10 protein-coding genes are annotated in these 14,490 nt (G+C 45.2%); 6 read left to right on the top strand and 4 right to left on the bottom strand.

Annotated elements, in window-relative coordinates; genetic code table 11:
• Positions 1-102 precede the first annotated feature (102 nt).
• Both ppk1 and mtgA read right to left on the bottom strand, forming a co-directional pair.
• A complete protein-coding gene (gene ppk1, locus FOR85_RS05185) occupies positions 103-2,349 on the bottom strand; it encodes a polyphosphate kinase 1 (RefSeq protein WP_223808517.1) in 2,247 nt (748 codons plus the stop codon).
• Positions 2,350-2,466: 117 nt separating this feature from the next.
• Complete coding sequence (gene mtgA, locus FOR85_RS05180) at positions 2,467-3,153, bottom strand: monofunctional biosynthetic peptidoglycan transglycosylase (protein WP_144297016.1); 687 nt, start codon at positions 3,151-3,153, stop codon at positions 2,467-2,469.
• 222 nt (positions 3,154-3,375) lie between these two features.
• Here mtgA and FOR85_RS05175 point away from each other — a divergent pair, with 222 nt between their 5' ends.
• The 4 genes from FOR85_RS05175 (at position 3,376) to FOR85_RS05160 (ending at position 7,030) form a co-directional block, all read left to right on the top strand.
• A complete protein-coding gene (locus FOR85_RS05175; protein ID WP_102077664.1) occupies positions 3,376-3,690 on the top strand; it encodes a glutaredoxin family protein in 315 nt (104 codons plus the stop codon).
• Positions 3,691-3,727: 37 nt separating this feature from the next.
• Positions 3,728-4,915 carry an alpha-hydroxy acid oxidase gene (locus FOR85_RS05170; protein WP_144297015.1) on the top strand — a complete coding sequence of 396 codons (1,188 nt, stop codon included), beginning with the start codon at positions 3,728-3,730 and terminating at the stop codon, positions 4,913-4,915.
• Positions 4,916-5,180: 265 nt separating this feature from the next.
• Positions 5,181-6,131: a rhomboid family intramembrane serine protease gene (locus tag FOR85_RS05165; protein WP_144297014.1), complete on the top strand. Its 951-nt coding sequence runs from the start codon at positions 5,181-5,183 to the stop codon at positions 6,129-6,131.
• Positions 6,132-6,217: 86 nt separating this feature from the next.
• Entirely contained in the window at positions 6,218-7,030 is an 813-nt protein-coding gene (locus FOR85_RS05160; RefSeq protein WP_102077661.1) for a MipA/OmpV family protein, read from the top strand.
• 77 nt (positions 7,031-7,107) lie between these two features.
• Here FOR85_RS05160 and fumC read toward each other — a convergent pair whose 3' ends face one another.
• The gene (fumC, locus tag FOR85_RS05155) at positions 7,108-8,511 is read right to left on the bottom strand and encodes a class II fumarate hydratase (RefSeq protein WP_102077658.1); all 1,404 of its coding nucleotides are present in this window, start codon (positions 8,509-8,511) and stop codon (positions 7,108-7,110) included.
• A 140-nt stretch (positions 8,512-8,651) separates the two neighbouring features.
• Between fumC and FOR85_RS05150 the strand changes: the two genes are divergently transcribed.
• Positions 8,652-9,623 (top strand): 5-formyltetrahydrofolate cyclo-ligase, encoded by a 972-nt coding sequence (locus tag FOR85_RS05150; protein ID WP_144297013.1) that lies wholly within the window; start codon positions 8,652-8,654, stop codon positions 9,621-9,623.
• Positions 9,624-10,140: 517 nt separating this feature from the next.
• On the opposite strand, the gene FOR85_RS05145 is transcribed toward FOR85_RS05150, so the two are convergent.
• Entirely contained in the window at positions 10,141-11,514 is a 1,374-nt protein-coding gene (locus tag FOR85_RS05145) for a Na+/H+ antiporter family protein (protein ID WP_144297012.1), read from the bottom strand.
• 338 nt (positions 11,515-11,852) lie between these two features.
• Here FOR85_RS05145 and lon point away from each other — a divergent pair, with 338 nt between their 5' ends.
• Positions 11,853-14,477 carry an endopeptidase La gene (gene lon / locus FOR85_RS05140; protein WP_144297011.1) on the top strand — a complete coding sequence of 875 codons (2,625 nt, stop codon included), beginning with the start codon at positions 11,853-11,855 and terminating at the stop codon, positions 14,475-14,477.
• Positions 14,478-14,490 lie beyond the last annotated feature (13 nt).

Here is a 14,490-nt window from a genome sequence, read left to right as displayed (position 1 = left end):
CGCTGTTAAATAAAAAAACCAAGATCCGATAAATACAGATGCTTGGTTTTTATTTGGATTTTTCAATGCTTATTGAATCTAAAAAGGTTGTTGAGAACTAGTCTAAGTTGTCTCGCCAACGCCGTTGATGACCTTTAATAAATGCTCTTGTGCGATATGCGGTGTTTCATCTGCCGCTGGTTGTAATTGCTGCCAAACGCCGTTACCGTCAAGCGCCCAAGCCTGAGTATTGTCGTGTAGATAGTTGATTAAACCATCTTGATAAATTTGTTTGAATAGCTTTTTGTCTTCGATTGGGAACGCCACCTCAACGCGGTGGAATAAGTTGCGGTCCATCCAGTCGGCGCTGCCGCAATACAAGCGCTCATAGCCAGCATTATAAAAGTAATAAATGCGCGTATGTTCCAAAAAGCGCCCAATCACAGAACGGACGGTGATATTTTCGGACAAATCCTTTACTTGCGGGCGCAGGCAGCACATGGAGCGCAAAATCAGCTCAATCTTAACGCCTGCCTGCGATGCATCATACAATTTATCAATCAGTCGGCGCTCGGTCAGCGCATTGACCTTGATGATAATATGAGCGCGTTTGCCTGCTTTGGCTTGAGCAATTTCATCATCGATAAAGCTCATGAGCTTTTCATGCAAGGTAAACGGCGCATGTAGGAGTTTTTTTAGATTGGCAGGTTTGCCCATGCCTGTTAGCTCTTGGAAGATTTTGTGCACGTCTTCTGAGATATCAGGGTCGGCACTAAATAAACCATAATCGGTATAAACTTTGGCATTGGCAGCATGATAGTTGCCCGTACCGAGATGCACATAACGACGAATTTTATCGTTTTCACGGCGAATGATAAGCATCAATTTGGCGTGAGTCTTGTAACCGACGATACCGTAAACCACCACCGCGCCTGCTTCTTGCAGATAATTAGCCACCGCGATATTTGAGGCTTCATCAAAACGGGCGCGTAACTCGATAACCGCCGTGACTTCTTTACCATTGCGCGCCGCCGCCGCTAAGGCTTTAACGATTTCTGAATTGGTACCTGAACGATATAGCGTTTGCTTAATGGCGAGCACTTTTGGGTCACTTGCTGCCTGCCATAATAGATTGATAATCGGCGAGAACGCATGAAACGGATGATGAACCAAGACATCGCTCTTACGCATCGCGGCAAACATACTGGTCGCTTTATCGAGCTTATCAACTTCACGGCGGAACGGTTTGGGGACGACATGGGTAAAAGGCTGATAACGTAGCGCGGGGATATTAAAGTCAAACAGCAAGCGTGTTAAGTTCACCGGCCCATTGACGCGGTAAAGTTGATTGTCATGCAGCTCAAACTCATTGAGCAAATAATCGCTAATCGGCGCTGGGCAATCGGTAGTGACCTCTAAACGCACCTTGTCGCCAAAGCGGCGGTTTTCAAGCTCGCCCTCTAGTGCCTTGGCAATATCATCGACATCCTCTGCCAAATCCAAATCGGCATTGCGCGTTAGTCTAAACTGATGACAACCAGTGACATTCATCCCCGGGAACAACTCACCGATATGCTCATGAATCACCGCCGATAGCATCACATGATGCTCTTTACCACCCGTCAGCTCATCCGGCAAGCGGATGACACGTGGTAAGCTGCGTGGCGCTGGTACAATGGCGAGATTGATATCACGACCAAAGGCATCTTTGCCCTCTAGCGTGGCGATAAAGTTTAAGCTTTTATTTACCAATCTCGGAAACGGATGCGCCGGATCAATGCTAATCGGTGTTAAAACTGGTGAGACTTGCTCGGTAAAATACTGCTTCATCCATGCCGATTGCTCAGGAGTTAGCTCGTCACGCTTTAAGTAGCGGATATCTTCTTGAGCCAGGGCTGGCAGGATATCTTCATTTAAAATGCGGTATTGCTCGCTGATGGCTTTATGAGTGACAGCAGATATTTCTCTGAGCACCTCGCTTGGGCGCATACCATGAGCGCTGGTTGAGACATCACCCATATTGAGTTTTTGCATGATACCGGCGACACGAATCTCAAAAAACTCATCCATGTTGGAAGAAAAGATAATGAGGAAAAACAAGCGCTCTAACAAAGGATGGCGCGGACTGGCCGCCTGCGCCAACACCCGCAGATGAAACTGCAACAAAGACAAATCGCGATTGATATAGCTGCTCGGCGAATAGCTGCCATCGTCGAAACGCTGCCAGTCTATTTCACTCAATCCTTTGCTCGAGCTTGCTGTTAGCTCTTCTTCTGTTTTGACCAGATTCGTGCTGAGTTCACTATCCGTTTTTGTACTAACATCAATACTATCGTTAATTTCATGATCGTTATTTTGCTTATTAACCATCTTTGCCACCTTTTTAATCCTTTACGTGATCGATATGCCGTCATCTTTTATTTTTTATGAACGCTATTTAATGCCAACCGACAATCTAAGCTAATTACACGCTAAGCCAAACGTTTCCTAAGCGGATTGCGGTAAGACGGCATTTTTCATGCGTTTTTTAATGATACGTTGTTTGTTGCGCAAGCGTTTGTCACTTTGATGACCTTCGTAGTATTTTGGATTGGTCAACATGGCGATGAGTAAAGCCGATTCGTCACGGTTTAGATTGGCCGCTGATTTATCAAAATAATGCTGGGCGGCGGCTTCAATACCATAAATGCCGTTACCAAACTCAGCGACGTTGAGATAAGCGGTCAAAATGCGCTGCTTATCCCAAAAGGTTTCTATCATTACTGTGATAATCGCTTCTTCAGCTTTACGGGTATAAGAGCGATGCGAGGTAAGAAATAAGTTTTTGGCCAATTGCTGGGTAATCGTTGAGCCGCCCGCTGACATTTTGCCCGTTTCTTCGTTCTTTTTCTGTGCCGCCTTAATGCCTTTCATATCAAAGCCATTATGCTGGCTAAAGGTCGAATCTTCACTGACAATCGCTGCTTGTTTGGCAGATTTGGCAATGGCGTCATACTCAGCCCACGTTTGCGTGACCGTGCCACCCGTTAAACGATGGGTCAGCATAAACATGCTATTATTAATCGGCTGGGTCTTCCAAATCAGTAGCAGACCTGCGACCAATATATGAAAAGCCACCACCAACAACATGAATGCCAGTAATAAGCGTTTGAGAAATGTGCCAAAACTTGCCATGCGAGCGATATCCAAGTAGTTAAAAAATAGTCAACATAATAAACTGTTAACCCTAACGCGTTAATCATAAATAGCAGGTCATCTTACCTAATCTCACAATCGCTGTCATTATTTACCCTATTTCTTTATTATGTAAATACTGCCAAGTGCTACGAATACTTTTCTTTAAAAATTTAAAACTAACGCTTGGCGATAAATAGATATATGAATAAGAGTGTAAATATGGCTAATAATACAGTAGCAATGTTACGGGCACGCATGATTGCCGCCAATCCCAATCTTGGTACGGCTGAAAATCAGGATAAATGGTGGCTACTCGGAACGACTGGCTGTCATCTTTGTGACATCGCTGAGCAGCTGCTTAGCCAATTTCAAGCGGTGCAGCCGATACGCTATCAGTATGTTGATATTGCTGATTTTGATGAGGTGCTGATGATGGAGTTTGCTACTACGATTCCTGTGATATTGACGCCATCAAAACGCTTGAACTATCCTTTTTCAGTGTTGGATTTGCAGCAATTATTAGCAGCGTCATAAAACAGACAACGTAAAAAATGATAATAATGAGAAACTTATGAAAGATTTAAAGAAAATAACGGAAATTGAGGATTTGCGCCGTGTTGCCGAGCGTAAAGTACCACGGATGTTTTATGATTATGTCGATTCAGGCTCATGGACTGAGACTACTTATCGCAACAATGAAACCGACTTTGACCGTATTAAATTGCGCCAAAGGGTTCTGGTCAATATGGAAGGGCGCTCGCTTGCCACGGATATGCTGGGCTCAAAAGTCAAAATGCCCGTTGCTATCGCCCCAACTGGCTTTACTGGCATGATGTGGGCCGATGGTGAGATTCACGCCGCGCGAGCAGCGGAGAAATTTGGCGTGCCCTTCTCGCTTTCAACCATGAGTATCTGCTCTATCGAAGATGTGGCAGAAAACACCAGTGCGCCGTTTTGGTTCCAGCTCTATGTGATGCGCGACCAAGAATTTATGGCAAACCTGATTCGCCGCGCTAAAGCGGCCAATTGTTCCGCGCTTATCTTAACCGCGGATTTACAAGTGCTCGGACAGCGCCATAAAGACATCAAAAACGGTCTATCTGCGCCGCCAAAACCTACCCTTGCCAATATATTAAACCTCATGACCAAGCCGCAGTGGTGCATGAATATGCTCGGCACCAAACGGCATAGCTTTGGTAATATCGTCGGCCATGCCAAAAACGTCGAGGATATCTCATCGCTCTCGGCATGGACGGCTGAACAGTTTGACCCAGCGCTAAGCTGGGATGATGTCGCGCGCATTAAAGATATGTGGGGCGGCAAGCTCATTATCAAAGGTATCATGGAACCTGAAGACGCCATCATGGCTGCTCGTAGCGGTGCCGATGCGTTGGTGGTTTCAAACCATGGCGGCCGTCAGCTTGATGGGGCGTTGTCTTCCATTGCCGTGCTCGCTGATATCGTGCAAGCGGTACGAGCGGAAAATAGCAATATCGAGATTTGGCTCGATAGTGGTATTCGCTCCGGTCAAGATGTGCTCAAAGCACTCGCTGTAGGCGCCAATGGTACAATGATTGGTCGCGCGTTTTTGTATGGGCTTGGCGCTTATGGCGAAGACGGTGTGCGCCGTGCGCTAGAGCTTATTTATAACGAGTGTGATATCAGCATGGCGTTTTGTGGTCATACCGATATCAATCAAGTGACGGATGACATTTTGGTTAAAGGCACTTATGAGAATCTTAAAACTCATGCTTATTAAAAAGCCAGTCCTTATTAAAAAACCCAGCTTTATTAAATATTGATATATTCAGTTCGGTGTGAAAAGGATATGTCCAAAATAGCTTGCTGCTTGAATAAATCTTCCTTGCTTGCTGTGTGCTTCGCACTCCAGAGGCTGCGAAAAATTTATTCTAGCAACCCTATATCGTTTTGCAGTTGAATCGACTCTAACCCACTTATGGGTGACACGCCCTAACCCTAGCCTTTATACTCTACTCATCACTTTTTATTGATAGTTTGCGTTTATGACCATTCAACAATTATTAAAAACCGCGCCCGTCACCACTTTGCTATTAGTCAGCTTTATCGGTTTATTTATCATGCAAGTACTGAGCGGCGTCGATGCCAATAATCCATCGACTGAAGAATTACTAAAATGGGGCGCCAATGCTCTGCCTTATACCATGGACAGTGAACCATGGCGCTTGGCAAGTAGTGCCTTTTTGCATATCGGTCTGATGCATTTATTGTTTAATGGTTTTGCCATGTATTTCTTTGGGCAAATCGCCGAGCCGATGTTTGGCTCAGCGAAGTTTTTGGCGTTATTTTTACTGGCGGCAATCGGTGGCAACCTACTGAACAACCATATTACGTGGCAAGGCATCTTAGATGGCACTGGACAACCGGGCATATCGGCGGGCGCGTCTGGCGGTATCATGGGTATCGGTGCCGCGCTATTGATAGCCGCGCTGTTTAAAATATCAGTCAATGGTATGGTGCTCAATCTGAAAAGCCTAATCATTATTATGGGCATCAATTTGGTATATGGCTTTGCCGTACCGGGGATTGATAATGCCGGTCATATTGGCGGCGCGGTCACGGGATTGGTGATTGCATTGGCGTTTGCCATTGCCTACCGTCAGCGCTTGGCTGCTACGCTACAGAATATGCCTAACCAAGCGCAAGACATTTATCAGACTACTTATATCAATTCTTTTCGCTTTGATAATGATGGCAATTTTGATAATAACAGCAGTTTTAATCATGACTCTGCTGTAAACTTACCTATGAATGTGAATGCTAATCACGCAAGCCTTAATCACAGCAAAATTAACGAACAACAAACAGCGACCAAATCGACGCTTATTTGGCAATTGCTACCGTGGCTGGTCATGCTGCTGATCAGTATTGGTTTTGTCTGGTGGTGGCAAGATATCCATCAGCAAATACTACAAGTGCTCGCCGCCATTGAGTAAAATGCCAGACTTATTTATTATTCTATTTATCAATGCTTTTCAATGCTTTTTTTACCGTTTATCCCACCCACTTATGAGAGCAAACCATGTTTAAATCATCAGCGCTATCGAAACCGTTGACGCGCACTGTCCTTAGCGCATTGACCGCCACTGCCCTATTTAGTGTCGCCAGCATCTCTAATGCCGCACTGTTTAAAAACAACTTACCGACTGATAAAGATGCCATTTTAAGCGTCGGCGTCAACGTCATGGCGGTCAAGTCGGCTTATGATTTGGAAGACAGCACCGACATAAAAGTATTGCCGGGTGTGTTTTATGATAACAACAGAATCTATGCACGCGGTGCGCAAGCGGGCGCTTATATCATCAATGATGGCACCAATCAGCTAGCTGCTTATGCGCAGCTCGATGGCAGTGAGTTCGACCCTGACGATGCCACTGGCGCGCTGCAAGGTCTAGATAAACGTAAGGCTTCAGCCGCTGCCGGTCTATCCTATCTGCGTCGTACGCCTGTGGGTGGTTTTCGCCTGCAAGTCGCGACTGACGTTTTAGATAAAAGTGGTGGTAATACAGCGCGTTTGACCTATCTTGCCAAAATCACTAAAGATAAGCTGACCGTCTATCCAAGCATTGGCTTTGAATATCATGATGCTGACTACAATAACTATTATTATGGCGTTAGTGCACAAGAGTCAGCGAAGACAGGCGTCGCTGCTTATGAGTCAAATAATAGCTTAAACCCTTATATCAATATCAGTGCCAACTATGACTTTAATGAGCGCTGGGCAGGATTTGCCAATCAAAGCTTAAGCTATCTGCCAAATGAACAATATGACAGCCCAATGGTTGACTCGCGGACGGATGCCACGACGACGCTAGGATTGCTTTATAAGTTCTAATTAAAAATAAATTTTAGGTAAAAAAGACCTTGCCACATTACATGACAAGGTCTTTTATTTACCCAAAAAAATCTAAATTAAGAAGGATGCACCATATCCGCAGGGGTTACCCACTCATCAAACTGCGCTTCAGTTAACAACTCCAATTCAACCGCCACTTGCTTCAAAGTTTTGTTTTCTTTATAAGCAGTCTTAGCAATTTTTGCTGCGTTTTCATAACCAACATGACGGTTCAAAGCAGTCACTAGCATTAATGAATTATGCAAGAAGTCATCGATTTTGTCTTTGACTGGCTCGATACCAACCGCACAATTTTCGTTAAAGCTGTTGCAAGCGTCACCCAATAGCTTGATAGATTGCAATAAGTTAAAGGCAATCACTGGCTTATAAACGTTAAGCTCAAAGTTACCTGACGCGCCAGCCATGCTGATAGTGACATCGTTACCCATGACTTGAGCGACGACCATGGTCATTGCTTCTGACTGAGTTGGGTTTACTTTACCCGGCATGATAGATGAGCCTGGCTCATTTTCTGGAATCGTCAATTCGCCCAAACCACAGCGAGGACCTGATGCCAACCAACGGACGTCATTAGCGATTTTATTTAGGCTGCCAGCTAGCGTTTTGAGTGCGCCTGAAGCAAACACTTCGGCATCACGAGCGGCTAGTGCTTCAAATTTATTTGGTGAGGTGACAAACGGTAAGCCTGTTAATTCAGCCAATTGCTCAGCCGCTTTTACCGCATAATCAGGGTGAGCGTTTAGACCTGTACCAACCGCTGTGCCGCCTAGTGGCAATTCATATAGACCTTGTAGCGCGTTATCGATACGAGTTAATGAATGGTCAAGTTGGCTGACATAACCGCTGAATTCTTGACCTAGGGTCAAAGGCGTCGCGTCTTGCAAATGCGTACGACCGATTTTAACGATACTATCGAATTCTTTGGCTTTGGCATCTAGCGTATCGCGTAGTACTTTTACCGCTGGGATAAGCAGGCTGTTAATCTGACGGGCAGCCGCCACACGAATCGCGGTTGGGAAGCTGTCGTTGGTAGACTGTGCATGGTTAACATGGTCATTCGGGTGAATCGGCGTGTAGCTGCCGCGCGCGTTCCCTGCGATTTCGTTGGCACGATTTGCCAATACTTCGTTCATGTTCATGTTTGACTGGGTACCAGAACCTGTCTGCCATACTACGAGTGGGAACTGATCCGTTAAACCACCGTTGATAACTTCATCAGCAGCTTGCACGATTAAGTCGCGCTTATCGCCTTCGATACGCTCAAGGCTAGCATTGGTAATGGCAGCGGCTTTTTTCACTAGCGCCATTGCTTCAATCATCGGACGTGGCAATGTCTCGCCACCAATTTTAAAGTTCTCGCGGCTACGCTGAGTTTGCGCACCCCAATAAGCGTCAGCTGGGACTTCCACGTTGCCCATGGTATCTTTTTCGGTACGAGTTGCCTGATTCTGTGTCGACATAACTACCCTCTTTGATGGTTTGTTGTATAGCTGCTTTGAAAAAGTGCAACACACGCTGCACATAAAGGAAAATACGATGTAAAGTGGCGTTATGATAGCATGACTTATCACAAATTTCTCCAAGTCCGTGAGGCTAACTGATGTCTAAAAACACCAGCCAACAACATTCTGCTACTGCATTATCTGACTCGTTACCTGAGTTAGCGAATGATGACGCTCACTCTAAAAACGATATCAAAACCGCTGATAGCTTAAGTAATCCGCCAAGAAAGCAGTTTACCCGCCAGCGTCGGCAATTAACAGCTGGCGAGCGTAGACAATATGCGCGCATGGCAAGCTTACATTTAATTAAATTGCAACAACGCTTACCGCCGCATGCAAAGATTGGCTTATATTATAATGGCTTTGGCGAGCTACCCACTCAGCCACTGTTGGACTGGTGTCAACGCTTAGGCTATTTGCCTTATCTGCCTGTGGTTGGTTCGCTCGGTCGTACTAGAAATGGTAATGATGATAAACGTCTGCGCTTTGTGCCTATTTATCAGTCGAAACTATTAAATATACCGACACGCATTCATAGCTTAGGTATGAAGCAGAACCATCATCGCAGGTTACTTTGGGCACACGAATTAGATGTGATTATCTGTCCATTAGTCGCAGTTGATAAAAATGGTAATCGTATGGGCATGGGTGGTGGCTTTTATGACACGACACTTGGTAAAAGCCATCGAACAGGGTTAAAAAAGCCGTTAAAAATCGGCTGGTGTTATGATTTCCAAGTGGTTGAGCAGCTTGAGCGCCAAGCGTGGGATGTGCCTTTAGATGGTTTGATTACGCCAAGTAGCTTGAGGTGGTTTAAACGAAATCAGATTACAAGCCGCTATGACAAAGCATCTAGCGCTGATAGTGTTGATACGTACTTACGAGCATTGGGAAATGATGACGCTAGAGAGAAGCTCTACTACAGTCAAGAACAAGCCTTTAACTCCGACGAATTAGCAAAGGTGGTTAATAAGAAACGCTTAAATGAATTACTGGCTGACAGTGATGCTTTTTTGGCTAGTTTAACTGGTGAGATTGAGGATTTTGAAGATGACAATAAAGACCCATAAAGGATTTGCAAAGACAACAATGAGCTACTTTCGCTCAAAACCACTAAGGGTAGTTTTTACTATCTTGTGGATCATTTTCGTCGGTCTTATTATCACGTTAGGTTTTAGCACAGATCCCTATTTACTTCACGTTCAGAATATTCCTCCTCCGCACCCCTATCCTATAGAATTAGTCGTTATATTAATAATGGCGATGCTGTTTCACTTAAGCCTACTGGTAACTATGGATGTATATATGGATAGTCGCTGGAAGTTCTTCGCTATGCTGTTGACTAGCATTTTATTTTTATTTGGTTTCGGTATGATGGCGATGCATGCACCGCCGTCATTAGGTGGGATGATTTTTTGGACATTCCTGTCATCTTTACTATTTTTATTGCTTTGCTTTCGGCAGGTCTGTTTATTTTTTTTAAGACGATTTTTTTTGTAGAGAATCAGTTTAATAACAAGGTAATTGACATTTTAAAGCTGGGTTAAAAATCTAGCCTACACCAAACTCTACTTAACTTTGATAGCTTTACAACACCATCGCCGCAATCCAACCAAATACCAATAACGGAATATTGTAATGGATAAAGGTTGGTACCACACTGTCTTTGATATGGTCGTGCTGGCCATCAACGTTTAGGCCAGAGGTTGGTCCAAGCGTCGAGTCTGACGCAGGCGAACCGGCATCACCAAGCGCGCCAGCTGTACCAATAATCGCCACGGTTGCTAAAGGTGAGAACCCTAAAGAGATACATAATGGTACATAAATCGCCGCCAAAATAGGAATAGTCGAAAAAGACGAACCAATACCCATGGTCACAATCAAGCCAATCAATAGCATAATAAATGCAGCCATCGCTTTATTACCCGCAAACAATGACGCCGCGCCATCAACCAACGGCTGTATTTGCTCGGTCGCTTTCATGACTTCGGCAAAGCCTTGGGCAGTAATCATAATAAAGCCAATCATCGCCATCAGCTTGATACCATCATTAAAGACCGTATCGGCGTCACGCCATTTGACCACGCCCGTTGCCATAAAGACGCCAAAACCAAACATTGAGCCGAGTAATAATGAATCAGTATAAAGCTGTACGACAAAGGCTGTGACGATAGCAATCAGCGCGACGATGGTTTTCATCTTGCTTTGCGTTTGGGCATCGGCAGCTGTTTTGCTTAACGCGTCTTTTTCTACTACCGCATCGCGAGCCTCTTTATCAATGGCTAATTGGGCATACTGACGCGGCTTACGATAGCTGATAAATACCGCCACTAGCAAACCAACAAGCATACCAAGTGCCGGAATCGCCATAGCTTTGGTGACCGAAATATTCGATACATCAATACCGGCTTCACCGACGTTTTTAAGCATGATTTGATTGAGGTAAATATCGCCAAAGCCATAAGGGATAAACATATATGTGGTCACCAGACCAAAAGTAATCAGACAGGCAATCAGGCGTCTATCGATTTGCATACGGTTAAAGGCAAGCAATAAAGGCGGTACAAGCAATGGAATAAAGGCGATATGAATCGGGATTAAGTTTTGGCTAAAGCAGCTCATGGTGACGAGCCCTGCAAACAGCATGTATTTAATCATGCCACCTGTACCTATACCTGCCCCGCCAGCATCAATGCGTTTAATAACCGCCCCTGCCAAAGACTGCGGCAAACCTGAATGTGCAATCGCCACTGCAAAAGCGCCCAATAAGGCATAAGACAACGCAATTTGCGCGCCATTACGGATACCTTCTTGAAAGGCATTTAAGGTATCGGTCATACCAAGACCCGCAATCAGCCCACCTGCCAGCGCGCCGATTAATAAGCTGAGTACCACGTGTACCCGCGCCAAAGACAGGCCTAGCATGATGACTACCGCTAGTAGCACCGCATTGATGGTCATATTCTCGCCCCTTACCCTATGTTTTTTGGTCCGCTATTGACTATTGGCACGCTATTAGCACATTGCCGACCTATTTATTTCGCCCTAGCGTTTTAACTCACACGTTAACCCATATAGTTGCTATTTGAACGGAGCGGTTAAGACGCGCGTCATTTTACCTGATTTTAGCTATAAATCCCACGCGCAAAACTTAGCAGACAGGATCGACCCTGCAAATAAAGACGCAATATTGTCATGACTGCTCGTCATATAGCCTTGCAATTTTATATAGCAGCACCATTTATCTAATCATGAACCACTAACTTGACTTTACAAGTCTGGTGAACGAGGAAAAATATATGAGTGAACATAAAATTGCCCAAGACCATATCGACATCGATGTCGACGTATCATCTACCCTTGCTGATGACAATGAGCAGCAAACTGAGCAAGCAACCGAGCAACAGAACGAGCTAGAAACGTCGTCTGATAATTCAGTAGAAGACAAATCAGCGTCTGATGATACTCAAGAAGATGACACTGCTAAAGACAGTCAAGACACCGCTGTTGAAGACTATCTACCGTTATTGGCACTGCGCGATGTTGTCGTCTATCCACATATGCAAATTGCCTTATTTGTCGGTCGTGAGCCTTCAGTCAAAGCAGTTGAATTGGCGCAAGCTGAGTATGGCAATAAAGTGTTGGTGGTTGCGCAAAAAGACTCGCTCACCGAAGATATTGATCACGACAATTTATATCAATACGGTACGGTTTGTCGCATCGTCAGTACCATGCCGCATGATAGCGATGAGAACTGCATCAAAGTATTGATTGAAGGTCAATATCGCGCCCGTGTAGATTCGATAGAGAGTCACGACGAGCTATTGATGGCAAAATTTGAGCGTGCTGACCTTGATGTCGACATGGATGAGAGCCAACAGAAAAACACAATCAAAGCTTTAACCACACTGTTTGAAAGCTATGCCGATGCACGTCTACGTAATGCTCGTGAGCTAACCCGCGTGGCAAAGCGTATCGATGACTTGCTTGAGTTGGTTTACTTTATCTCGACCCGTGTGTCGATGGATCTTGATATCAAACAGTCGTTTTTAGAAAAAAATGATATCAAAACCCATATTAATACGTTGACTGAATATCTCGTTAAGCAAAGTGCTGAGCAAAATATCGAACAAGATATCCAAGAAGCGGTTCGTCAGCAAATGGAAGATAATCAGCGCGAATACTTCTTGAACGAGAAGATGAAAGCCATTAAAAATGAGCTGTCAGATATGAATGACGGCGCCTTTGATGGTGATGACGATGTAGCTGAGCTTGAGCAACGTCTAGATGAAGCTGACTTGCCAGAAGAGGTGCGAAAAAAAGCCGAGCAAGAGATGAAAAAGCTCAAAATGATGCCACCTGCTTCATCAGAGTCTTCAGTGGTACGCAATTATATTGAGTGGATTTTAGATACGCCGTGGAATGCGACGACCAAAGTTTCGATCAACTTAGATAAAGCTAAAACCGTATTAGATGAAGACCATTACGGCTTACAAGATGTCAAAGACCGCATTTTAGAGTATCTCGCCGTACAGTCACGCGTGAAAAAACTGCGCGGTCCGATTCTTTGCTTAGTTGGTCCTCCAGGTGTTGGTAAAACCTCATTAGGCGAGTCGATTGCTCGTGCAACGGGTCGTAAGTTTGTGCGTATGGCACTTGGTGGCGTCCGTGATGAAGCGGAAATCCGTGGTCATCGCCGTACTTATATCGGCGCGATGCCGGGTAAAATCGTGCAGTCATTGGCAAAAGTCGAAGTCAAAAACCCGCTATTTTTATTGGATGAAATCGATAAGATGGCGCAAGACTTCCGCGGCGATCCAGCGTCAGCGTTGCTTGAAGTGCTAGATCCATCACAGAACGATACCTTTAACGACCATTATTTGGATATGGACTTAGACTTATCACAAGTGATGTTTATCTGTACTGCCAACAGCATGGATATTCCACCTGCCCTGCTTGACCGTATGGAAGTCATTCGTCTACCGGGTTATACCGAAGAAGAAAAGGTCAATATCGCGCAGAAATATCTCGTGCCGAAAGCGATTAAAAATAATGGCCTTAAAGAAGGCGAAATTGAAATCGTTGAAGCGGCATTACATAGCATCGTGCGTAGCTATACGCGTGAAGCCGGTGTGCGTAACCTTGAGCGTGAAGTCAATAAAATCTGCCGCAAAGTGGTTCGCGGTTCGGTTGAAACCCATGGTGCACGTGCTCCGAAAAAAGCCGAACGTGAGCTGGTAGTAGTCGATGACAAAAACATCGATGACTATCTAGGCGTCCATCAGTACGATTATGGTCTGGCAGAAGAAGAGCCTGAGATTGGTCGCGTGACTGGGCTTGCTTGGACGCAAGTCGGTGGCGAACTATTAACCATCGAAGCGGTCGCGATGAAAGGTAAAGGCGAGCTGAGCTTTACAGGGTCACTCGGCGATGTAATGAAAGAGTCGATTCGTGCTGCCATGAGCGTAGTACGTGCTCGCGGTGACAGCTTAGGGATTGATTACGAGACCTTTAAAACTACTGACGTCCACGTGCATATGCCAGAAGGCGCGACCCCGAAAGACGGTCCATCGGCTGGTGGTGCACTCACGACAGCGCTGGTCTCTGCCTTGACGGGCATTGCCATTCGTCCAGATATTGCGATGACAGGCGAGATTACCTTGCGCGGTAAAATCCTACGTATCGGTGGTCTCAAAGAGAAGCTGCTAGCTGCGCATCGCGGTGGCATCAAGCACGTCTTGATTCCAGCGACCAACGAGCGTGACTTAGCCGATATCCCTGATAATGTCAAAGAAGGATTGACCATCCAGCCAGTAGCGACGATTGATGAGATATTAAAAGTAGCATTGGTCAGTATGCCAGTGCCGCTGAAACCTGCCAAAGTGACAGTTGATAAAACCTCAGGCAAAGCGCTGCATAACTAATCTGATTAGTTAC

It is taken from the genome of Psychrobacter sp. YGAH215 (genome assembly GCF_007280595.1).
In the GTDB taxonomy this organism is placed as follows: domain Bacteria; phylum Pseudomonadota; class Gammaproteobacteria; order Pseudomonadales; family Moraxellaceae; genus Psychrobacter; species Psychrobacter faecalis.
Note: the sequence above shows the minus strand (reverse complement) of the source record. Positions and strands in the feature narration are given on the sequence as shown.